Genomic DNA, 21,835 nt, shown 5'->3' on the forward strand with positions numbered 1-21,835 from the left:
AGCCGGGCGAGCGAGCCCGCCTCAGCCCTTCCAGACGATCAGCGCGCCGAGCGCGATCGCGATGACGTGGCAGACGGTGAGTGGGACCGCCTGCTCCAGGAAGCGCATCCAGAGGAGCTCCAGCGCGACGAAGAGGTAGATCCCGATGAAGAGCCGGTCGAACCAGTTGGTGGTGATCGGCAGAAAGCCATGGCGCACCGCGGGTGGCTTCGTGCTGGCTTCCTCGTCTGCGGCGTCGAGGTCGACGGTCTTGTCCATGGCGTTACTCCTTCACCGCGCCGAAGGTGAGGCCGGCCACGATGTGGCGCTGCACGACGGCGAAGACGACGAGGGCGGGAATGAGGGTGATGATGGCGATCGAGGCCATCGTGCCCCATTCGGTGCCGGTGGTGGTGACGTATTCCGACAGGCCCGTGGTGATGGTGCGGGCGTTGAAGCTCGTCAGCGTGGCGGCCAGCAGGAACTCGTTCCAGGCGAAGACCCAGGTGAGGATCAAGGTGACGGAGAGACCCGGACGCGCGAGCGGGAAGATCACCTCGCGGATGACCTGCCAGGTCGAGGCGCCGTCGACGGTCGCTGCCTCGTCGAGCTCCTTCGGCAGCCCGTCGATGGTGGGCCGGAGCGTCCAGATCGCAAACGGCAGGTTGAAGGTGCAGTAGAGGAGGATCATGCCGATCCGCGTGTCGTAGAGCTTGAAGTCCCCGATCGCGAAGACCTGCGTGAACAGCAGGAAGAAGGGCAGGAGGAAGACCGCCGCCGGCGCCATGCGGTTGGTGATCGTCCAGAAGAAGATGTTCTCCTTGCCGCCCAGGTCGTATCGCGACAGCGCGTAGCAGGCCATGAAGGCGAGCGTCGTGCAGAGCACCGCGTTGCCGCTGGAGATGATGATCGAGTTGATCATGTAGCGGCGCAGCGTCTCGTTGCCGAGGACGTTGGCGTAGTTGTCCCAGAACACGGTGTCGAGGAAGACGCTCGGCGTCGTGAAGAGGTCCACCGCCGGCTTCACCGAGATCACGAACAGCCAGTAGATCGGGAAGAGGGTCAGGAAGGAGAGCGCGATCCACAGGAGGATCGAGACGAAGGGCCGGGATTGGCGCATCAGAACGTCCTCTTCTTGCGGGTGCGGGGGGCGACGAGGGCGACGTAGAGGATCCAGCACATCACGAGCGTGAGGTAGAGGACGATCACCGAGATCGCCGAGCCGTAGCCGTAGTCGGTCTTCGGGAACACGACCTTCCAGATGTGGAGGCCGATGTAGCGGGTGGCCGCGCCCGGGCCGCCGCCGGTCAGCATCCACACCTCGTCCACCGTGCGCAGCGCGTCCATCAGGCGGATGAAGACGGTGGCGAGGATCGCCGGGCGGATCATCGGCAGCGTGATGTGCCAGAACACCTGCCAGCGGCTGGCGCCGTCGATCTGGGCCTGCTCGAAGGGCTCCTTGGGCAAGGACACGAGGGCGGCGAGAAGCGTCAGCGTGACGAGCGGCGTCCAGTGCCAGATGTCCATGATGACGGTGAGGATGAAGGCGGCGCTGGCGTCGCGCCCGATGTTCAGCTCGTAGCCGAACCAGGCGTTGAGATAGTAGGGGATGATGCCGATCGAGGGCGTCGTGAGCAGGCGCCAGACCGAGCCGACGACGATCGGGGCGACGATCAGCGGCAGGGTGTGGATCGTGCGGAAGAAGCCGCGCCCGGGAAACTCCTTCATGAAGAGCTGAGCGAGGAGGTAGCCGATGATGACTTCGGAGGCGACCGCGAAGAAGGCGAACTTCAGCGTGTACCAGATGGCCGTGAGGAACGCCTTGTCGAAGACGAGGCGGCGAAAGTTGTTGGCGCCGTTGAAGATCATGTCCGGGCTGGCGCCGAACGGGTTCCACTGGTGGAACGCGACGTAGAGCACGTAGACGAACGGCACGATGCCGAAGGTCGCCAGGATGACGATCGTCGGGGCGAGAAGCAGCCAGCCGACCTTGTTGGAACGCATGGGAACCATCCTCTCGAGGGGCTCGCGGTCGAGGATCCGGGCAAGGGGAAGGGCGCACGCCGAGGGGGCGTGCGGCGGCCCGCAGGCGGGCGCCCTGCTCGGTCGCGGTCGCTCCGAGGCGGCGAAAACAGCCCGCCCCGGAGGAGAGCGTCGGCGAGGCCGCCGGCGATGCCGGCGGCCTCGAGGCTTGCGGCCTACTTGCGGTAGCCGAGGCTCGTCAGTTCCTCTTCCGTCGCGGCGGCCATCTCGTCGAGGCCTTCGTCCGGTCCGACCTCGCCGGTCAGGATGCGGTAGAAGATCGGCGCGACGGTCTCGCGGACCTGCGCGTGGAACGGATACTTCGGCGCGCCGGCGAACAGCTTCCCGTCGTTCTTCAGCATCGTGTAGTAGCCGCCGAGCGTCGTATCCATCTCCTTCACCTTCGGGTCGTCGTAGGTGGCGGTGTTGGTGATGCGCGGCGCGGCGACGGCCCAGTCGGGTTGCACCGAGTTCTGGCCGATGTACTGGAGGAAGAGGAGCGCGGCGTCCTGGTTCTTGGCCGTGACCGGCACGCCGAAGGCGCCGCCATCGTAGTAGCCGATATATCCCTTGCCCGATTCCGCGTCCGCCATGACGCCGTCCGACAGCGGGGGCAGCGCGATGCCGACCTTGCCGACGACCTTCGACTTCGACTGGTCGGACGCGATCCAGGCGGCGTTCTCGCCGTAGACGAGGCCTTGCGCCGCGCGGCCGGCGGCAAAGGTCGTGGCGACCTCGGACCAAGTGGAGGCGGCCGATTCCGGCGGCGCGATGTCGCGCAGGTGCAGGAAGTACTTCAGCGCGGCCTTGGCCTTGTCGCTGTTCATCGTGCCGCCGTGCTCGACGGTGGCGCCGTAGTTGTCGTCGGCGTTGATGCCCCAGTTGTAGACGCCGAAGGTCGGTGCGACGGACTCGACATATTCGTACCAAGAGGCGGGGTGGCCGGTATGGGCCTGGCTCGTCGTGCCCCAGAGCTGCCCGCCGTTCTCCTTGCCGTATTCGGTGAAGAACTCGGCGATCTCCGTGTAGTCCTCGTGCGTCTTCGCCGGCGCGAGGTCCTTGCCGGTCTTCGCCTTGAAGGCCTCCTTGATCTTCGGATCGTCGAAGAGGTCCTTGCGGTAGAGGTAGACCTTGATGAAGGCCTCCATCGGCACGCCGAAGAGGTCGTTGTCCGTGCCGCGGAAATAGTCGGCGAAGGTGGTGAAGTTCTTCTCGTCGAACTCGGGCGCCTTGAGGTCCGGCTTGTCGGCGAGCGTCTTGGTAATGTCGGTCAGGAAGTTGCGCTGCAGGTAGGCGTAGACGATGTCCTGCTCGATATAGACCATGTCATAGATGCCGGTCTTGGCTTCCATGTCCTTGATGGCCTTGTCGTACATCTGGTCCCACGAGGTGGTTTCAAGTTCGACCTTGATGCCGGTCTTCTCCTCGAACTGCTTGGCGAGCACGTCCTTGACGTAGTTCGAGGGCGGCGTGCTCTCGGTCACGCCGTGCAGGGTCACGCCCTTGAACTTGGCGCCCGCGTCGGACCAGAAGTCCGCATGCGCGGCGGACAGGCCGCCGACGAGGCCGATCGTCAGGGCGATCAGGCTGGTGCTGAGGTTTCGCTTCATGAGTTTCGTTCCTCCCGAAGGTCCGCCTTGTCCGGCGGCGCGTTGCTGCCGCCCTTGTTGGCCGGGCGGTTTGTCCTCTGGAAAAGCGGGCCGTCGGTCCGCCGGACACGGCGGGCGGGAAGGCCGTGCCCTCATGCCTAGACCATCACGCGGCCCTGCACAACATTTGTTGCGTGTTCTGTCATATTATGTTGCAACAAGCACAAGAAACGCTGCATCGATGAGTTGCTCATAACCCAAAGGATTGCTTGTCTTCTCGCGAATGCACAATAACACTGTGCTGCACCGCGAATTCGTTGCTTTGCGTCGCAACACGATCCGCCGCTTGACAAATCAAGGTTGCGCAGATTTTGTTGCGCAATTCAACAATAAGGGAGGGCGCGATGAAGCGGCTGGGGATCCATTCGTTCGTGTGGACGGGCGGCGGAACGCAGGACGAACTGGAGCGCGCGCTCGATCGCTCGGCCGAGTGCGGCTACCGCCTCATAGAATTCGCCTACCTGCGCCCCGAGAAGTTCGACCTCGACCGGCTGGGCGAAAAGGCGCGCTCGCTCGACATCGAGATCGCCGTCACCATGGGCCTGCCGCTCGCGGCCGACGTGTCGAGCACCGACGCGGGCGTGGTGAAGGCGGGCGAGGCGCTGCTCGCCGACGCCGTCAAGGCGGTGCGCGACGTCGGCGGCAAGACGCTCGGCGGCATCCTCTATTCCGCCCACACGAAATACGGCGCGATGCCGACCGAGCGCGGCCGCCAGAACGCGATCGAGGCCATCGCCAAGACCGCCGACATCGCCAAGGACGCCGGCGTCGATCTCGTGCTCGAGGTCGTCAACCGCTTCGAGAGCAACGTCCTCAACACCACCGCGCAGGGGCTCGACTTCATCGAGAAGACCGGCTCGGACCACGTCCGGCTCCATCTCGACACGTTCCACATGAACATCGAGGAGGCGAACCCGGCCGCCGCCCTGCGCCTTGCCGGCGACAAGCTCGGCTACTTCCACATCGGCGAGAGCAACCGCGGCTATCTCGGCGACGGCGTGATCGACTTCGAGCTGATCTTCGACGCGCTGCTCGACATCGACTACGCACGCAACATCACGTTCGAGTCCTTCTCCTCCGCCGTGGTGGACGAGGCGCTGTCGCTCGCCTGCGCGATCTGGCGCGACACCTGGACCGACAACATGCCGCTCGCCCGCCATGCCAAGACCTTCATCGAGCTGAAGCAGGACGAAGCCAAGCGCCGCCGCGCCACCAACGCGCGGCCGTAAGGCGACGGGAGCACCCGTGTCGCACGTCGCGTCCCTCGATCCCGCACTGCGCCGCGTCCGGCAGGGCAGCGAGATGGCGGCGCTGCGTGCGCTGCACCGCTTCGGGCGGCTGAGCCGAGCGGATCTGGCGCGCGTCCTCGGGCTCAACCGCTCCTCGTCCGGCCACATCGTCGCCGCGCTCACCGCCGAGGGGCTGGTGCGCGAGGTGGCGGACGCGTCGGACGGGGCGGAGCGCGCGGCCAAGGGTCGGGCAGGGCGGCCGGGCATTCTCCTCGAACTCCAGCCGGACGCCGTGTTCTTTGCCGGCGTCGAGATCGGCGTCGAGCATATCAGCTTCGTCGCGATCGACCTGTCGGGCACGATCGTCGCGCAGCGCATCGCGGCCTTCGATGCGCCGGCGGCCGGGCTCGACGACGCGTTCGAGACCGCCGCGCATCTGGCCGCCGACGCGCTGCCGTCGGACGGTTGGGCACGCTGCGAAGGGTTCGGCATCGCCATCCCCGCGCAGATGGAGCGCGGCGGGCGGGTGCGCGTCGCCCCGCTTCTCGGCTGGCGCGACGTCCATCCCGCCGCGCTGATGCGCCCGCACCTGCCGGACAAGGTGCCGGTCGCCGCCGAGAACGACGCCAACGCGTTCGCGATCGGCGACGCCTACGGGCGCGATGCTGCGCGGCCCGGGGTCACGCTGGCGCTGGTGCTGGAAACGGGCGTCGGCGGCGGCATTCTCGTCGACGGCGCGCTGTTCCGGGGCGGCCACGGGCTTGCCGGCGAGATCGGCCACCTTCTCGTGCCGGCGGGCGACGGCGCGCTGCGGCGGCTGGAGGAACTCGTCGGGCTGGAAGGGGTCCTCTCCGCCTGGCGCGCCAGCGCGCCCGACGGGGCGGCGACGCTGGAGGCGTTCCTCGGCGAGGTAAAGGACCGCGCGCCGGGCGCCGTCGCGATCGCGGAAGGATGGGCGCGCGCGCTCGCCTTCGGCCTGTCGCAGGGCTGCCGGCTCGTCGACCCCGACCAGATCGTGCTCGGCGGCTCCCTGGCCGCGCTCTATCCGCTCGTCGGCGCGCGCGTCGCCGCGCACTGGGCGCGCATCCAGGACCCCGGCTTTCCCATGCCCGGCATCGTCGTCAACGCCGACCCGACCTTCGGAGCGGCCTTCGGCGCCGCCTGCATCCTTCACCAGCGGTTCCTGGCGGCCGACGCCGAACCTGCTCATGTCTGACGGGAGACCACACACCATGCTCGATCGGTTTCGACTGGACGGAAAGGTCGCCCTCGTCACCGGCGGCAACCGGGGCATCGGGCTCGCCATCGCCAAAGCGCTTGGGCATGCCGGCGCACGCTGCCTCGTCACCGCCCGGCGCGACAACCCGGACGGCGAGGCGGAGCTTCGCGTCTCGGGCACCGAGTTCGACGTGGCGCGCGGCGACGTGCGCGACCCCGACATGCCGGCGCGCGCGCTCGCGCAGTGCATCGAGCGCTTCGGACGCATCGACATCCTCGTCAACAATGCCGGCGTCGCCTCGCACGGCCACACCGAAACCTTCGACGACGAGCGGCTGGAGCTGATCCTTTCGACCAATGTCGCCTCCGTCTTCCGCTTCTGCCGGGAGGCGCTGCCGCACCTGAAGGCGGCGGGCGAGGGCGTCATCCTCAACGTCGGATCGGTGTCCGGCTTCATCTCCAACATTCCGCAGAACCAGGCGGCCTACAACGCGTCGAAGGCCGCGGTGCACATGCTGACGAAATCGCTCGCCAGCGAGTTCGCGCCGGACGGCGTGCGCGTCAACGCGGTGGCGCCCGGCTACATCGACACGGACATGACGCGCGGCGGCTTCGACAACCCGGACTGGGACCCGGTCTGGCGGCGGATGACGCCGATGGGTCGCTACGGCCAGCCGGAGGAGGTCGCGGCCTGCGCCCTGTTCCTCTGCTCGCCCGCCGCAAGCTACGTGACCGGCGCCGTGCTGCCGGTCGACGGCGGCTATCTCACCCGCTGACCAGCGGGTCACGCGTTGACCGACGCGTCACCCGCCGGCGAATTTCCAAAGGGAGGAACCATCGACATGGCAGAGAAACTGGCGGGCAAGGTCGCGGCCGTCACGGGCGGCGCCTCGGGCATCGGTCTCGAATGCGCCCGCATCATGCTGGCGAACGGGGCGCGCGTCTTCATCGTCGACAACAACGACGAGCGCCTGGACAAGGCGGTGGCGGACCTCGGAACGGGCGCGAGCGCACTGAAGGTCGACATCACCAATGCCGCGAGCACCGACACGATGCTGCCGCGCATCCTGGAGGAGGCCGGCCAGCTCGACATCTTCCACGCCAATGCCGGCTCCTATATCGGCGGCGACCTCGTGGACGGAAACGCCGACGCGTTCGACCGGATGCTGAACCTCAACGTCAACGCCGTGTTCCGCGGCGTCCATGCCGTCCTGCCGCACATGATCGGGCGGGGCACTGGCGACGTGATCGTGACGAGCTCGGTCGCCGGCCATCAGGCAATCCCCTGGGAGCCGGTCTACACCGCCTCCAAGCACGCGGTGCAGGCCTTCACCCACGCCGTGCGCCGGCAGGTCGCCAAGCACGGCGTGCGCGTCGGCGCCATCGCGCCGGGCCCGGTGGTGACGCCGCTCGTCCAGGACTGGCCGGCCGAGAACCTGAAGCGGGCGATCGAGAACGGCGCCCTGTTCCAGCCGGTCGAGGTCGCCGAGGCCGTCCTCTTCATGCTGACGCGCCCGCGCAACACGGTGGTGCGCGACCTCGTGCTCCTGCCGCAGAACTTCGACATCTGAGACGGCCCGCCGGCCGCTTGAAACCTCGGCCCCGAGCCGCCATGTCGCGGCTCGGTTTGCGGCCAGAAAGGGACACGGCATGACGGCGGATACGGCACCGGGCGAGACGACGAAGAGCTTCGAGGCGGACGTCGCCCGGCTCCTGCACCTGATGGTGCACTCGGTCTATTCCGACAAGGACGTGTTCCTGCGCGAACTCGTTTCCAACGCCGCCGACGCCTGCGAGAAGCTGCGCTTCGAGGCGATCGCGACGCCCGAGCTTTTGAGCGCGGGCGGCGAGCCGCTGATCACGCTGACGATCGACCCGTCGGCGCGCACGCTCACCGTCGAGGACAACGGCATCGGCATGACCGAGGGCGAGATGGTGGAAGCGCTCGGCACCATCGCGCGCTCCGGCACCCGCGCCTTCATGGACCGGATGGCGGAGGAGGCGAAGGGCGGCGAAAGCCGGCTCATTGGCCAGTTCGGCGTCGGCTTCTATTCCGCCTTCATGGTGGCGGACCGGGTGGACGTCGTCTCGCGCCGCGCAGGCGGCGACACGGCGGCGCGCTGGAGTTCGGACGGCCTCGGCACCTTCACGGTCGGCGCCGCCGATCCGGCCGAGGCGCCGCCGCGCGGCACCCGCGTCACGCTCCACGTCAAGGAGGACGCCGGAACCTACCTCGAGCCTCACGTCATCGAAGAGACCGTGCGCGCCCAGTCCGGCCACGTGCCGGTGCCGATCGCGCTGAAGACCGCGCCCGACGCCGAACCGCGGCGCATCGCCGACGGCGCGGCGCTGTGGACGAAGCCGAAGTCCGAGATCTCGACCGACGACTACGCCGACGCCTATCGCACGCTCGCCGGCCAGTTCGACGAGCCGGCGCTGACGCTGCACTATCGTGCCGAGGGTCTGCACGAATACACGGTCCTCGCCTTCGTGCCGGGATCCAAGCCCTTCGACCTCTTCGACCCCGAGCGCGCCGGCCGAATGAAGCTCTACGTGCGGCGCGTCTTCATCACCGACGAGACCGAGATCCTGCCGCGCTGGCTGCGCTTCGTGCGGGGCCTCGTGGATTCGGCCGACCTGCCGCTCAACGTCTCGCGCGAGATGATCCAGGAAAGCCGGGTGCTCGCGGCGATCCGCAAGGGCGTGACCAGCCGCGTCCTGTCCGAGATGGGCAAGCTTACTGAGAGCGACCCGGACCGCTACGCCGGCGTCTGGGAGAATTTCGGCGCCGTCCTGAAGGAAGGCCTCTACGAGGACGAGGATCGGCGCGCCGCCCTTCTCGGCCTCGCCCGCTTCCACACCACGACGGGCGGAACCGCCTGGCGCAGCATCAAGGATGTCGTCGCCGACATGAAGGAGGGGCAGGCGGCGATCTACTACGCCGTCGGCACGGATGCCGAGCGGCTGAAGGCGTCGCCGCAGCTCGAGGGCTTTGCCGCGCGCGGCATCGAGGTGCTTCTCCTTACCGATCAGGTCGACGGATTCTGGACCTCGATGGTCCCCGAGTTCGAGGGCAAGCCGCTGCGCTCGGTGACGCAGGGGCTTGCCGATCTCGGCGCCGTGCCGCTCCGGGAGGGCGCCGAGCCCGCCTCCGCCGAGGCCGTGCCGGAGGTCGAGGGCTTCATCGCCTATCTGAAGGAGACGCTCGGGGAGGACGTCGCGGACGTGCGCGCCAGCGAGCGCCTGACCGACAGCGCCGTCTGCCTCGTGGCCAACGATCGCGGCATGGACCGTCAGCTGGAGCGTCTCCTGGCGAGCGCCGGCCGGCTCGGCGGCGCGGCCGCAAAGCCCATCCTCGAGGTCAATCCGCGCCACGATCTCGTCGCGCGGCTGGCGCGGCTCGATGCGGGCGACGCTGCGCTGCGCGAGGACGCCGCGCGCCTTCTTCTCGACGAGGCGCGCGTCGCCGACGGCGAGGCGCCGTCCGACCCCCGGGCCTTTGCCGCGCGCCTCGGCCGCGTGCTGGCCCGCGCGCTCGGCTGAGGCTCGGCCCGGCGCCCGACGCGCCGGGGTTGAACGCTGCGTCAGGCGGCCGCCTGCTGGCTTGCGTGCGGTGCAGCCCGTAAGGATGGGGGACGTTCGTTCCATCCGTTCCGAAAGGCTGCCCCTCGTGCTTCTCGGCCTCTTCGTGCTTCTTGCCTGCCAGCTGGCCGGCGAGACGGTCGTCCGCCTGCTCGGCCTGCCGGTGCCGGGCCCGGTGCTCGGCATCGTCTTCCTGCTCGGCATCCTCGCCGTCACCGAGCGACGCCGGGCGGTCGGCGTGGCGTCGGCGGAGGCGCCGGTCGGCCGGGTCGCCGACGGGCTTCTCGCCCATCTCGGCCTTCTGTTCGTGCCGGCGGGCGTCGGCATCGCGCGCTCGCCCGATCTCCTCCTCGCCAACGGGCCGGGCGTGCTGGCCGCCCTCGTCCTGTCGACGGTCCTGACGCTTCTCGTCACCGTCGGTGTCTTCCGTCTCGTCCGCCGCCGGCGGGAAGGCGGCGCGGCATGAGCGGCGGGGCGTCCCTCTTCGAGCTCTGGGTCTATCTCTCCGCGAGCCCGCTTCTCTGGCTGACGCTGACCATCGGCGTCTTCCTCGCCGCCCGCGCCGTGGCACGGGCGAGCGGCGACCATCCGCTGGTCAACCCGATCCTTCTGTCGATCGCGGTCCTCGTCGCGCTCCTCGCGGCGACCGATACGCCCTACGCCACCTATTTCTCGGGCGCCCAGTTCGTCCATTTCATGCTGGGGCCGGCGACCGTCGCGCTCGCCGTGCCGCTCTGGCGCAACCGCGCGCTGGTCCGCTCGATGCTGGGGCCGGTGCTCCTAGCGCTGCCCGCCGGCGCGCTGGCCGCCACCGGCTCGGCCGTCGGGCTCGGGCTCCTTTTCGGCGTGCCCGAGCCGCTGCTTCTGGCGCTCGCGCCGAAATCCGTGACCGCCGGCATCGCCATGGGCATCGCCGGCGAGATCGGCGGCGACCCGGCGCTGACCGCCGTCTTCGTGATCGCCACCGGCATCATCGGCGCGATCCTCGTCACGCCCCTCATGAACACGCTCGGCATCCGCGATTTTGCCGCGCGCGGCTTTGCCGCAGGCCTCGCCTCGCACGGCATCGGCACCGCCCGCGCCTTCCAGGTGGACGGCGTGGCCGGCACCTTCGCCGGGCTCGCCATGGCGCTGAACGGGCTCCTGACGGCGCTGATCGTTCCGATCGTGGTCGGGCTTCTCGGCTGATGCGGCTCAGCCGCGTCGCTCCAGGCTGAACTCGACGGCGGCGTGCGGACGCAGCGGCAGGCGCTGTGCGTAAAGGCGCGAGGGCGCGTCCTCGCGCTGCACGATCGCGGCGTCCGCGCGTCCCACGGCCTCGCGGATCAGCCCCTCCGCCTCGCTCCAGGACTCGGCCAGGACGGCAAAGAGGCGGGTGCCGTGGCGCGGCTCGCGGTCGCGCGCCTCCGGCTCCACGGCACCGACGAACAGGGATGGGGAATCAGGCATGTCACCTCCAGTTCCCCAGAAGGATGGAGCATCGTTGGGCGGCTGACAGCCTGCCTCGTTTCGGTCCCTGTCGAAGTTAAACTAGTTAATGGACGAACGATCCCCAATCCATTCGGAAGGGCCTGTTCCGGAGGACTGGTCTTGGTCGTTTATCTCATCCGCAAACTGCAGAACTTCGCGCCGCTGTCCGACGAGGAGCGCTCGGCGCTGCAGGATCTCGCCGGCCGGCGGCTTCGCGTTCTCAACAGTCGTGACGACATCATCGAGCAGGGGCAGAAGCCGGGCTTCGTCAATCTCATGCTCGAGGGCTTCGCCTGCCGCTACAAGATCTTGCCGGACGGGCGGCGGCAGATCCTGTCCTTCTTCATTCCCGGCGACCTCTGCGACCTTCACAACGACGTGCTCGGCGTCATGGACCATTCGATCGGCGCCATCTCGCCGCTGCGCATCGCGCAGATCGCGGCGGATGAGATCGAAGTTTTGATGACGCGCTTTCCGCGCCTGCGCCGCGCCTTCTGGTGGAACGAACTGGTGGGCGAGGCGACGACGCGCGAATGGCTGACCAATCTCGGCCAGCGTACGGGCTCGGAACGTGTCGCCCATCTCCTCTGCGAGACCTTCGTGCGCATGCGCTCGATCGGCCTCGTGGACGAGACCGGGGCCTGCCCCTTCCCGATCACGCAGGCCGACCTGTCGGATGCGCTCGGCATCTCGATCGTCCACACCAACCGCATGCTGCAGGACCTGCGCGCCGAAGGGCTGATCGTCCTGAAAGGGCGCTCGCTGCAGGTCGACGACCTCGGCGCGCTGATGCGGCTCGCCAATTTCGAGCCGAGCTACCTGCACCTGCGCCGCCCCGGCGCGGACGAGGTCGGCCATGGAACCGAAGCGGACCGCGAGGCGCTCGCCTGACGGGCGCGCCGGCCGGCGAGACTCAGGCCGGTGGCGCCGTGAGGTGGATGCCCTCGGAGCGGAAGCGGCCGAGCAGCGTGAAGAGGATCGCGCTGCGCGTGCCGTAGACCTGCCGCGGCCCGCCGACGAAGGCGAAGGACTTGAAGGTCACCTTGCCGTCGTCGATCCCGTCGATGAAGACCGAGGGCGCGGGCTCGGCCAGCACCGCCTCGTGTCCGGCGAAGGTCTCGAGGATCGCGCCGCGCACCGCTGCGACGTCGGCGTCGATCGGCACCGACAACATGATCTGGATGCGCCCCAAGGGGTCCGCCAGCGTCATGTTGCGGATCGACTTCGTCACCAGCTCGGAATTCGGGACGATCAGGGTCGAGCGGTCGGCGATCTGGATCTCGGTGGAGCGCACGCTGATGCGCTTCACGTCGCCCTCGTCGGTGCCGATGCGCACCGTGTCGCCGATCTTCACCGGGCGCTCGGCGAGAAGGATCAGGCCCGACACGAAGTTCTGCGTGATTGCCTGGAGGCCGAAGCCGATGCCGACCGAGAGGGCCGAGACGACCAGCGCGATGCGCTCGACGCCGATGCCGAGCGTCGTGATCGCCCAGAATCCGGCGAGCAGGATGCCGGCATAGGTGACGATCGTCGACACCGAGTTGCGCGCGCCGGGGTCGAGATCGGTCGCCGGCAGGTAGCGCTCCTCCAGCCAGTGGCGCACGACACGCATCAGGCCGATGCCGACCGCCAGCACCACGGCAGCCTTCAGGATCGCGCCCGGCACGATGGTGAAGCCGCCGATCTGGATCTCGGCCGAGGAGCCGATCTGGTAGAACAGGGAACTGGCACCTGGCCCCAGCGGCCCCGACAGGAGAAGCGCCGCCCACACGAGGATGGCGATGCGCAGGAGCGCCGACAGGAGGACGCCGAGCTGCCCGACCTGCGCGCGCCGGAGGCCGAGCCCCGTGTGGAGCGAGCGCCCGAGCCGGCTGTCGCCCGACAGGAACGTGGTGCAGAGGTCGTCCACCACGACGAGGAGCAGGAAGGCGCTGGCGGAGACGACGGCGGTCCAGATCACCTGCCGCGTCAGGAAGAGGGCAAGGTTCACGTAGCCCTGGAGCGCGGCGACGAGGCTCGCCGCGACGCAGGCCCAGGCGAGGAGCGTCGCGATCGTCACGAGCGTCGTGCGCGCGCTCGGCTGGCGGCTGGCCGCGTCGGGGTGGGCGCGGCGGATGCGCCCGAGGGTGACGAGGACGGAGACGATCAGCGCGCCGTAGACGACGGCGACGACGTAGTTGATGACGATCGCCGCCGGCTGGCTGACGCCCACGGCCCGCCCGCCCTCCACCAGGAGGACGCCGAGGAAGGTGAGGACGGCGGCGAGCGTCGGGAAGGGGCGCAGGCGCTGCACGGCCGTCTCGTCGAGGGGCAGGAGCCGCCAGGACGGCTGGCCGACGAGGAGAAGCCCGGCGCCGAGCGACAGGACGAAGGCGCCGAGCGCCGCGGTCTGGGCGAGGCTCTCGGCGAGCGGGCGCACCGTGCGTGTCAGGACGCCGGCCCAGCCGAGCCCGAAGAAGAAGACCGAGACGCCGAGCGCGGCGGTGAGCGTGCCCACCACCACGAACCACAGCGCCAGCGCCGAGCGCCGGGCGCGCGTGCTCGGCACCTGTTCGGAGGCGACGCGCCGGCCGACCTCGCGCAGGCGTCGGCGCAGCGGCAGGGCGAGCACGAGGGCGAGCGCCAGCGAGCCGGCCACCGCCGCGACGCGCGTCAGAGGGCCCGTCTGCGGGATCTGGTTGCGCCAGTCGCGCGCAAAGTCGCGGGCACGGGCGAGATCGTCGGGCAGCCGATTCGCGACCTGGGTCCACAGGAGCGGCGAGAGCGGGGAGGCGACCTCCTTGAACGTATCGCGGCTGAAGGCCTCGTTGATCTCGCGGATCATCCGGTCGATCGTTTCCTTGGCGTCGGCGCCGACGAGGCGCCCGCGCTTGATCGCGGAATCGATGTCGCCGCGCTGGGCGGCCAGCTGGTCGCGCTGCGCTTTGACGTCGGGCGCCTCGGTCTCGTTCGCCTCGCCGAGCTCCGCGATGCGCGCGTCGATCGCGGCGAGCTGCGGCTCGAGGAGGCCCACCGCCTCGTTGGCCGCCGATCCCACCGCCATGGCGCGGTCGCGAAGCTCCGCCTTCTGGTCGACCGTCGTGTCGCCGTCGGCCGCCTGGCGGATCGCGGCGAGATCGTTCGCCTGCGTGTCGACGGCGGCGATCGTCTCCTGCGCGGCGCCCGCGTCCTGCGCGAGAGCGACCGGCATGCCGGCGCCGACGAGACACAACAGGAGGGCGAGGCCGGCGATCAGCCTCTGGGTCGATCGGATCATGGTCGTGTCGCATCGGCGCAAGGCGCGCCGTCCCCTCGAAGTCCGGTTCACGGGCGGCCGCCCCATCCCCTTGGCGCGGCCGCCCGGCAAGAAGGCGGGTTCTGATCCGATCCGATGGGCCGAAATGTGGCTGCCTTCGATGATTTGCCGGCACGCGGCCGCTCGACAAACCGCCGCCTCGCGCCACTTGGCCCCTCATGAACCGCGACAAGGACATTCTTTGGCTGCGCGACGAGCTGACTCGCCGCTTCGATCTGGTTCTTCGGCCTTCCGCCGAGGAGATCGAGCGTTTTCGCGAGGAGGTTGCGCGTCTGGCCGCTGTCGTCGGTGACCGCGAGGTCGCCGAGAGCGCGGCTGCGCGCCGGGTCTTCCTGATGCAGGTCGGCAGCGCCGACATGCAGCCGGCCGAGGGCCTTCGCAGCGCCGCCTGAAGCGGCTCTCGTTCAGTCGTGATCGTGCGGGTGCGCGGCGCCCTTCGCCGTCGAACCGCCGGCATCGGGGATCAGAACCAGTTCGCCGTGCCGGACCGAGCGCTCGGCGATCACATGGTCCGCAAAATGCCGCACCGCGCCGATCTCGCCCTTGAGCACCGACACCTCCATGCAAGTTCCCTGGTCGAGATGGACGTGGAGGCTGGAGACCGACAGGTCGTGGTGGTCGTGATGGGCGTGGGTCAGGCGGCGCGACAGATCGCGCGCGGCGTGGTCGTAGACATAGACGAGCGCCGCGACGCAGCCGCCTTCGCCGGTATCAGCCCGCGCGCGCGACAGTCCGGCGCGGGCCAGGTCCCGGATCGCCTCGGAGCGGTTGGCATAGCCGCGCTCGGCCATCACCGCGTCGATGTCGGCCATCAGATCGTCGTCCAGCGTCACCGTCACGCGCTGCATGAGAAGGCTCCTGTTCCGTCCATCGCTCAGCGCGGCTTCTAGCGGGAACCGCGGGCGGATGCGACCACCGCTCCGCGAGTATGACGATTTCCGATAGACTGCATACTGGCGCTCCCCTAGTGTCGCGGCGATTCGAAGATCGCCTGTTCCGGAGTTCCCGTGTTCCCAAACGTCCTGCGTGCCGGCCTCGTGTTTCTCTGCCTTGGGGCGCCGGCCCTCGCCGCGCCGAAGACCGACCTCGTGCTGGCGATCGGCGGCGAGCCGGAGACCGGATTCGACCCGCTGCTCGGCTGGGGCGCCTACGGTCATCCCCTGTTCCAGTCGACGCTCCTGACGCGCGGTCCGGACCTTGAGACGCAGAGCGATCTCGCGACGGCGTGGACGCTCTCGGACGATCGCCTGACCTGGACCGTCACGATCCGTCCCGACGCCGTCTTTTCCGACGGCACGAAGCTCACCGCCCGCGATGTCGCCTTCACCTACCTGAAGGGTCGCGACACGGCGGGCACGCTCGACCTGTCGGTGCTGGACGGGGCCGAGGCGCTGGATGACACGACCGTCCGCCTGCGTCTGAAGAAGCCCTGGATCACCTTCACCGAGACCTTCTTCTCGCTCGGCATCGTGCCCGCCGCCTCCTACGGGCCGGACTACGGGCGCCGCCCCGTCGGCTCGGGTCCCTACCGCTTCCTGTCATGGCAGCCCGGCGAGCAGCTGATCGTCGAGCGCAACCCGAACTACTACGGCCGAGCCCCCGCCTTCGGACGTGTCACCTTCCTGTTCACCGGCGACGACGCGGGGCTGGCGGCCGCGCGCGGCGGCGCGGTTGACATGGTGTCGGTGCCCGCGCCGCTCGCCGATGCGCTACCGGAGGGCTTTCGCGCCCTTCCCGTGCGCACCGTCGACAATCGCGGCCTCAGCCTGCCGTTCCCGCCGGACGAGGGGCGCACCGCGCCGGACGGCGGGCGGATCGGCAATGCTGTGACCGCCGATCCTGCGATCCGCCACGCGATCAATCTCGGGCTCGACCGGCAGGCGGTGGTGGACGTCGCTCTCAACGGCCACGGCACGCCGGCCTTCGGCCCGGCGGACGGGCTGCCCTGGGCGGGCGAGGGCGAGACCGTCGCCACCGATCTCGACGCCGCGCGGCGGCTCCTCGATGCGGCCGGCTGGGCGCCCGGCGCGGACGGCGTCCGCGTGAAGACCGGCGTGCGCGCCGCGTTCCCGATCAACTACCCGGCCGCCGACGCGACGCGGCAGGCGCTGGCCGAGACGGTGGCCGCGCTGCTCAGTCCGCTCGGGATCGAGGCGACCCCCAAAGGCTCGTCCTGGGACGCGATCGGGCGCGTGATGCATGCCGAGCCGGTGATCTTCGGCTTCGGCAGCCATTCGCCCTATCAGCTCTACAGCCTCTACCAATCGACGCTGGCGGGCGTGGAGTACCAGAACCCGACCTTCTACGGGAACGCCCGCGTCGACGACCTGTTCGCCGAGGCGCAGGGGGCGCCGAGCCTCGAGGCCTCCTATCCCCTCTGGGCGAAGGCCGCCTTCGACGGGCAGACGGGCTACGGCACGCGCGGCGACGCGGCCTGGGCCTGGCTCGTCAATCTCGACCACGTCTACTTCGTGAACCGCTGCCTCGATGTCGGCCGTCCGCAGATCGAGCCACATGGTCACGGCTGGCCGATCACCGCCTCGATCGCGAGTTGGACCTGGACGTGCGACTGATCCTCCCGGCGACCCTGCGGCTCGCGGCGCTGCTCCTCCTCGTCGCAGGTATCGCCTTCGCGCTCGTGCGCCTGTCGCCGGTGGACCCCGTCGCCGCCTATCTCGGGCCCGGCATCGCGCGCCTTCAGCCGGAGCAGCGCGAGAGGATCGAGGCGGCGTGGGGGCTCGACCAACCCGCGCCCGTGCAGTTCGGTCGCTGGCTCGGGCACGTGCTCTCGGGGGATCTTGGCTGGAGCACCAGCCACAACGCGCCGGTCGCGACCGTGATCGCCGAGCGCGGCGCGGCGACCCTGCGGCTCGCGCTGCCGGCGCTGGTGCTCTCCGGCGCCCTCGGCTTCGCGCTCGGCACCCTCGCCGGCACGCGCGAAGGCTCGCGGCTCGATCGCGCGGTGCGCCTCTACGCCTATCTCCTCGCAGCGACGCCGACCTTCTGGCTGGCGATCGTGGCGCTGACCGTCTTCTCCGTCCAGCTCGGCTGGGCGCCGCTCTGCTGTTCCGGCCCGATCGGCGTGACGCCGGACCGGGTGACGCTTGCCGAGACGCTGGCCCACCTCGCCCTGCCGCTCGGTGTCCTCACGCTCTTCGGCGTCGCGCCGGTGGCGCTGCACACGAGGGAGGCGATCGCCGCCGCCATGCGCTCCGACCATGCCCTCTTCGCCTTTGCGCAAGGGGCGAGCCGCCGCGACGTCGCCTGGCGGCACGCGGCGCGCGCAGCGCTCCTGCCGGCGCTCACCATCGTCTGCGCCTCGCTCGGTGAGATCCTTGGCGGAGCGGTGCTGGCCGAACAGGTCTTTGCCTATCCCGGCCTTGGCCGCGCCACCGTCCAGGCCGGCACGCAGGGCGACGTGCCGCTGCTTCTCGCCCTGACGCTCATGGCCGCCGCGCTGGTCGCGACCGGAAACCTCGTGGCGGACCGGCTCTACGCTCGCATCGACCCGCGCCTCGGCGCGCCGGGCCCGATCGCTTGAGCGCCCTGCCGCTCGACCGGCCAGCCGACGTGGCGCCGATGGCATCCAGCCGGCGCCGGCCGCTCCTTGCGCTGGCGATCCTCGCGGTCGCCCTGACGGCGCTGGCTCCGCTCGCGCTCGGCGACCGGGGGCTCGCTCCCGATCTCGCCGCCCGGCTCCGGCCGCCGGAACTCCTGCACCCCTTCGGCACCGACGCGCTCGGGCGCGACATGCTGGCCCGCACCCTGCAGGGCCTGTCGGTGAGCCTGCGGATCGGGTGCCTTGCCGCCACCGCCTCCGCCGCCATTGCGCTTCTTCTGGCGCTCGTCTCGACGCTGGGCCGCGCCACGGATGCCGCCGTCTCGCTCCTGATCGACGCGGCGCTCAGCCTGCCGCATCTCGTCGCCCTGATCCTGATCGCCTTTTCGCTTGGCGGCGGGGCGGAGGCCGTGGCGATCGCCGTCGCGCTGACGCATTGGCCGCGTCTCGCCCGCATCCTGCGCGCCGAACTCCTCGGCGTCCTCGCCAGCGACTACGTCGCAGCCTCACGCGGCTTCGGGCGCTCGCGCCTCTTCGTCGCGCGCGCGCATGTCCTGCCCCATCTCCTGCCGCAGCTCGGCGTCGGCCTCGTGCTCCTTTTCCCGCATGCGATCCTGCACGAGGCGGCGCTGACCTTTCTCGGCTTCGGTCTCGAGCCCTCCAAGCCCGCGATCGGCGTGCTTCTGGCCGACGCGATGCGAACCTTGAGCGCCGGGCGCTGGTGGCTTGCCCTGTTTCCGGGCCTCGCGCTTCTTGCGCTCGCCCTCTCCTTCGAGGCGATCGGCTCGGCGGCCCGCCACCGGCTCGATCCGCGGGCGGCGCGGTGAGCGCGCTCCTGTCGATCCGCGACCTGTCGGTACGCTTTGCCTCGCCAGGGTCGACCGCGATGGACGCGGTGCTTCGCCACCTCTCGCTCGATCTCGACCGCGGCGAGATCGTCGCCCTCGTCGGCGCATCCGGGGCGGGCAAGAGCCTTCTCGCGCATGCGATCCTCGGTCTCCTGCCGCCGGGTGCCGTGGTCTGCGGCGAGGTCCGGTTCGAGGGGCAGGCGCTCGGGCCGGACACGCTGCCCACGCTTCGTGGCCGGCGGATCGCGCTCCTGCCGCAGTCCGTCACCCATCTCGATCCGCTGATGCCGGTCGGGCGGCAGGTGGCGCTGGCTGCGCGCCGCGCCGGCGCACCCGATCCCGGTGCGGACGGGTTCCGCCGCTTCGGGCTCGACCCCGCCGTGCGCCGAGCCCATCCGCACGAGCTATCGGGGGGCATGGCGCGCCGCGTCCTGGCGCTGGCGAGCCTTGCGGGAGCGCCCGACCTCGTGGTGGCCGACGAGCCGACCGACCATCTCGACCCGGACAGCGCCGCCGTCGTTCTCGCGGCGCTGGCGGAGGTCGCACGCCGCGGCGGTGCGGTGCTTCTCGTCACCCACGACCTGCCGGCGGCGCTGCCCTTCGCGCACCGCGTCGCGCTGATGCGCGGCAGCCGGATCGAGGCGGTCGAGCCGGCCGCAGGTTTCTTGGGGGCGGGCGAGGGCATTGCCAGCGCTTACGGCCGGAAGCTCTGGCAGGCCCTGCCGCAGAACGGGTTTCTCACCGATGCTTGAGGCGACCGGCCTGTCCTATGCCTACGCGCCCGGCCGTCCGGCGCTCGCCCCGGTGTCGCTCGCGATCGCGCCGGGCGAGATCGTCGGCCTCTTCGGGCGCTCCGGGATCGGCAAGACGACGCTCGCCAAGCTTCTCGCCGGCCGGCTGCCGCTGCAGGCGGGCACGCTGCGGCTCGACGGGGTGCCCCTGCCGGCGACGGGCCTGCGCCCGGTCCAGTATCTCGCCCAGCATCCGGTGCTCGACATGAACCCGCGCTGGCGCGTCGGGCGAATCGTCGCCGAGGCCGGCCCGCCCGATCCGGCGCTGGCGGCGCGTCTCGGCGTCGAGCCGGCATGGCAGCGGCGCTTTGCGCACGAGCTGTCGGGCGGCCAGTTGCAGCGCGTGTCGCTCCTGCGCGCGCTTCGACCGGGCGTCCGGGTTCTTGTCGCGGACGAGATTTCCGCCCCGCTCGATGCGATCGCGCAGGCCGAGATCTGGCGGGTGCTCATGACCCTTGCGGCCGAGCGCGGCCTCGGGATCCTCGCGATCAGCCACGACCGCGCGCTTCTTGGGCGCGTCGCCACGCGCGAGGTGTCGCTCGCGGCCTGAAGGCCGTCAGTCGATGTGGCGCACAGGCAGGAAGTTGACGGCGCGGCCCGAGAAATGCGCCGCGCTGCCGGGCTTGGCGCCGGTCGGCGCGAAGCCGAGGGCGAGGACGTCGTGCGGGCGCTCGGCCACCAGCTTGTCGGCGCTCGGCAGCGAGGGCGCCTGTTCCAGCGCCCGGCGCTCGGGATCGGCGAGGAGGGCGGCGATCGCGGTCTGCGAGCCCGACGGACGCGACTGATGCGCCCGCTTCTCGGGACGCGCGGCACCCGCGACACGGCCGCCGCGCACCTTGGCTGCCAGGCTCGAGGCAGGCGGAGGAGTGACAGGCACCGCGGCGCGGCGATCGAGCGAGGCTTCGAGGATCGGCGGGCGCGCATGCGGCATCGGCGCGCGTGCGAGACTGGCCGACGTTTCCGGCGCATAGGCGGCCGCCAACAGCGCGGGCGCAGCGGCCGGCGCAGCCGGCGTCGCGGCCGCGATCTCCTGTGCGATCTCGGATGCCGCACCCGGCAGGGCGGGCCGCTCATGCGGCATCGGGATGCCGTGCGGCAGCGCGCTCGCACCGTCGGCCTCCTCGGCGAGCGCCGCCACGAGGACGGCATCGATCGGGTTCGGGGCCTCCGGCTCTGGCGCGCGGGCCGGGGCATGGGTCGGCAGCGGCACGCGCTCGGGCGTCGCGAGGGCCGCGACCACGACCTCGGCGCTCTTTGTCGGGGCGGAGGCGTCGAACGCGCCGGCATCGGCCATGGCGACGCCCGGCGGCAGTTCGGGCGGCTTCGCCTTCGGCGGTGCGGCGGCGGCAGGAACGGGTTCGGGCGCCGGGGCCGGCGGCGCGGCCTTCTTGGCAAGCAGCGGGGCGTCGCTCGCCTCAGCCTCGTCCTCGGCCTCGTCGCGCCCGCCGCCGAACAGCGCGGCCAGGAACGAGCGGCGCGGCGCGGTGGAGCCGGCATCCGCCACCATCAGCTCGGACGCGCCCTTGCGCTGCTTGTAGGAGGCCATCGCCGCGGCATAGCCCGGCAGCGGCTTGCCGTCGGCGGGCAGGTGGATCGTCTTCCCGTCGGGGAAGATGCGGGTCAGCTCCTGACGGCTCATGCGCGGCCAGTAGCGCCCCGATCCGACGTCGAAATGGACGAAGGGTGCGCCGGAGCGCGGATAGAAGCCGACGCCGCCGATCTGCATCTTGAGGCCGATCTCGCGCAGCTTGGCGAGCGGCACGTCGGGGATGAAGAAGTCGACCGCCTTGCCGAGCATGTGCTGGGAGTGCTCGGCGACGCCCGTGTGGGCCGAGCGCGAGCGGAGCATCTTGTTGGTCTCGGGCGCCCGGAAGCCGCCGATCACGTGGATCGGCATGTGCGAGCCGCTCTTCTGGTAGGCTTCCCAGAGGAGGTCGAGGAGCCGCGGGTCCATCGTGGTCGGCTGGTTGCGGCGCCAGTCGCGCAGCGCCCAGTTCGCCTTCTTCAAGCCGTCCGGCAGGTATTTGCCGTCACGCTTGAAGGTGATCTCCGAGCTCTCGTGCAGGTTGATGTGGTAGATGCGAAGCGTTCGCGTCTCGGGCCGCGCGGTGGCCGTCGTGCCGAGCGCGACGCCCATCAGTCCGGCAGTCAGCGCCGCCGCATGACGAAGGCGCACGCGCCGTCGAACCGATC

Annotated in this window: 22 protein-coding genes; 14 read left to right on the forward strand and 8 right to left on the reverse strand. The window is 70.3% G+C overall.

The window, feature by feature from the left end:
• Window positions 1–21: 21 nt before the first annotated feature.
• From BM175_RS11635 to BM175_RS11650, 4 genes are all read right to left on the reverse strand, one after another.
• A complete protein-coding gene (locus tag BM175_RS11635) occupies window positions 22–258 on the reverse strand; it encodes a DUF2160 family membrane protein (protein ID WP_090963210.1) in 237 nt (78 codons plus the stop codon).
• A gap of 4 nt (window positions 259–262) precedes the next feature.
• Window positions 263–1,099: a carbohydrate ABC transporter permease gene (locus tag BM175_RS11640; RefSeq protein WP_090963212.1), complete on the reverse strand. Its 837-nt coding sequence runs from the start codon at window positions 1,097–1,099 to the stop codon at window positions 263–265.
• Entirely contained in the window at window positions 1,099–1,983 is an 885-nt protein-coding gene (locus tag BM175_RS11645; protein ID WP_090963214.1) for a carbohydrate ABC transporter permease, read from the reverse strand. Before BM175_RS11645 ends, BM175_RS11640 begins: the two co-directional genes overlap by 1 nt.
• A 194-nt stretch (window positions 1,984–2,177) precedes the next feature.
• Window positions 2,178–3,611, reverse strand: coding sequence for an ABC transporter substrate-binding protein (locus tag BM175_RS11650; RefSeq protein ID WP_090963216.1), 1,434 nt, complete (start codon window positions 3,609–3,611; stop codon window positions 2,178–2,180).
• 383 nt (window positions 3,612–3,994) lie between these two features.
• Here BM175_RS11650 and BM175_RS11655 point away from each other — a divergent pair, with 383 nt between their 5' ends.
• The 7 genes from BM175_RS11655 (at window position 3,995) to BM175_RS11685 (ending at window position 10,867) form a co-directional block, all read left to right on the forward strand.
• On the forward strand, window positions 3,995–4,879 hold the full coding sequence (locus tag BM175_RS11655) for a sugar phosphate isomerase/epimerase family protein (protein ID WP_090963218.1): 885 nt from the start codon (window positions 3,995–3,997) through the stop codon (window positions 4,877–4,879).
• 16 nt (window positions 4,880–4,895) lie between these two features.
• Window positions 4,896–6,095 carry an ROK family transcriptional regulator gene (locus BM175_RS11660; protein ID WP_244545970.1) on the forward strand — a complete coding sequence of 400 codons (1,200 nt, stop codon included), beginning with the start codon at window positions 4,896–4,898 and terminating at the stop codon, window positions 6,093–6,095.
• Window positions 6,096–6,111: 16 nt separating this feature from the next.
• Window positions 6,112–6,873 carry an SDR family NAD(P)-dependent oxidoreductase gene (locus BM175_RS11665; RefSeq protein ID WP_090963220.1) on the forward strand — a complete coding sequence of 254 codons (762 nt, stop codon included), beginning with the start codon at window positions 6,112–6,114 and terminating at the stop codon, window positions 6,871–6,873.
• A 66-nt stretch (window positions 6,874–6,939) separates the two neighbouring features.
• Entirely contained in the window at window positions 6,940–7,668 is a 729-nt protein-coding gene (locus tag BM175_RS11670) for an SDR family oxidoreductase (protein WP_090963222.1), read from the forward strand.
• A gap of 79 nt (window positions 7,669–7,747) precedes the next feature.
• A complete protein-coding gene (gene htpG / locus BM175_RS11675) occupies window positions 7,748–9,640 on the forward strand; it encodes a molecular chaperone HtpG (RefSeq protein ID WP_090963224.1) in 1,893 nt (630 codons plus the stop codon).
• Window positions 9,641–9,767: 127 nt separating this feature from the next.
• Entirely contained in the window at window positions 9,768–10,145 is a 378-nt protein-coding gene (locus tag BM175_RS11680; RefSeq protein ID WP_090963226.1) for a CidA/LrgA family protein, read from the forward strand.
• Window positions 10,142–10,867, forward strand: a complete 726-nt coding sequence (locus tag BM175_RS11685; protein ID WP_090963228.1) for an LrgB family protein — start codon at window positions 10,142–10,144, stop codon at window positions 10,865–10,867. The genes BM175_RS11680 and BM175_RS11685 overlap by 4 nt, the downstream gene beginning before the upstream one ends.
• Before the next feature lie 6 nt (window positions 10,868–10,873).
• On the opposite strand, the gene BM175_RS11690 is transcribed toward BM175_RS11685, so the two are convergent.
• Window positions 10,874–11,128, reverse strand: coding sequence for a hypothetical protein (locus tag BM175_RS11690; protein WP_090963230.1), 255 nt, complete (start codon window positions 11,126–11,128; stop codon window positions 10,874–10,876).
• A 141-nt stretch (window positions 11,129–11,269) separates the two neighbouring features.
• Here BM175_RS11690 and BM175_RS11695 point away from each other — a divergent pair, with 141 nt between their 5' ends.
• Window positions 11,270–12,040, forward strand: coding sequence for a Crp/Fnr family transcriptional regulator (locus tag BM175_RS11695; protein ID WP_090963232.1), 771 nt, complete (start codon window positions 11,270–11,272; stop codon window positions 12,038–12,040).
• Window positions 12,041–12,062: 22 nt separating this feature from the next.
• Here the strand turns inward: BM175_RS11695 and BM175_RS11700 are convergent, their stop codons facing one another.
• The gene (locus tag BM175_RS11700) at window positions 12,063–14,405 is read right to left on the reverse strand and encodes a DUF3772 domain-containing protein (RefSeq protein WP_090963234.1); all 2,343 of its coding nucleotides are present in this window, start codon (window positions 14,403–14,405) and stop codon (window positions 12,063–12,065) included.
• Window positions 14,406–14,602: 197 nt separating this feature from the next.
• Here BM175_RS11700 and BM175_RS11705 point away from each other — a divergent pair, with 197 nt between their 5' ends.
• Window positions 14,603–14,836, forward strand: coding sequence for a hypothetical protein (locus BM175_RS11705; RefSeq protein ID WP_090963236.1), 234 nt, complete (start codon window positions 14,603–14,605; stop codon window positions 14,834–14,836).
• A 12-nt stretch (window positions 14,837–14,848) separates the two neighbouring features.
• Here BM175_RS11705 and nikR read toward each other — a convergent pair whose 3' ends face one another.
• Complete coding sequence (gene nikR / locus BM175_RS11710; protein WP_090963238.1) at window positions 14,849–15,292, reverse strand: nickel-responsive transcriptional regulator NikR; 444 nt, start codon at window positions 15,290–15,292, stop codon at window positions 14,849–14,851.
• Window positions 15,293–15,451: 159 nt separating this feature from the next.
• Between nikR and BM175_RS11715 the strand changes: the two genes are divergently transcribed.
• Genes BM175_RS11715 through BM175_RS11735 form a run of 5 tightly spaced genes read left to right on the forward strand, consistent with a single transcriptional unit; the run spans window position 15,452 to window position 20,192 of the window.
• Entirely contained in the window at window positions 15,452–17,017 is a 1,566-nt protein-coding gene (locus tag BM175_RS11715; RefSeq protein WP_244545971.1) for an ABC transporter substrate-binding protein, read from the forward strand.
• Window positions 17,008–17,985, forward strand: coding sequence for an ABC transporter permease (locus tag BM175_RS11720; RefSeq protein WP_244545972.1), 978 nt, complete (start codon window positions 17,008–17,010; stop codon window positions 17,983–17,985). The genes BM175_RS11715 and BM175_RS11720 overlap by 10 nt, the downstream gene beginning before the upstream one ends.
• Window positions 17,982–18,830 carry an ABC transporter permease gene (locus BM175_RS11725; RefSeq protein ID WP_244545973.1) on the forward strand — a complete coding sequence of 283 codons (849 nt, stop codon included), beginning with the start codon at window positions 17,982–17,984 and terminating at the stop codon, window positions 18,828–18,830. The genes BM175_RS11720 and BM175_RS11725 overlap by 4 nt, the downstream gene beginning before the upstream one ends.
• The gene (locus BM175_RS11730) at window positions 18,827–19,603 is read left to right on the forward strand and encodes an ATP-binding cassette domain-containing protein (protein ID WP_090963242.1); all 777 of its coding nucleotides are present in this window, start codon (window positions 18,827–18,829) and stop codon (window positions 19,601–19,603) included. Before BM175_RS11725 ends, BM175_RS11730 begins: the two co-directional genes overlap by 4 nt.
• A complete protein-coding gene (locus BM175_RS11735) occupies window positions 19,596–20,192 on the forward strand; it encodes an ATP-binding cassette domain-containing protein (RefSeq protein ID WP_090963244.1) in 597 nt (198 codons plus the stop codon). Before BM175_RS11730 ends, BM175_RS11735 begins: the two co-directional genes overlap by 8 nt.
• A gap of 6 nt (window positions 20,193–20,198) precedes the next feature.
• Here the strand turns inward: BM175_RS11735 and BM175_RS11740 are convergent, their stop codons facing one another.
• The gene (locus BM175_RS11740; RefSeq protein ID WP_175526840.1) at window positions 20,199–21,818 is read right to left on the reverse strand and encodes a peptidoglycan L,D-endopeptidase MepK; all 1,620 of its coding nucleotides are present in this window, start codon (window positions 21,816–21,818) and stop codon (window positions 20,199–20,201) included.
• Window positions 21,819–21,835: the final 17 nt, after the last annotated feature.

Origin of the sequence: Aureimonas phyllosphaerae (genome assembly GCF_900113065.1) — a bacterium.
Taxonomy (GTDB): Bacteria; Pseudomonadota; Alphaproteobacteria; order Rhizobiales; family Rhizobiaceae; genus Aureimonas; species Aureimonas phyllosphaerae.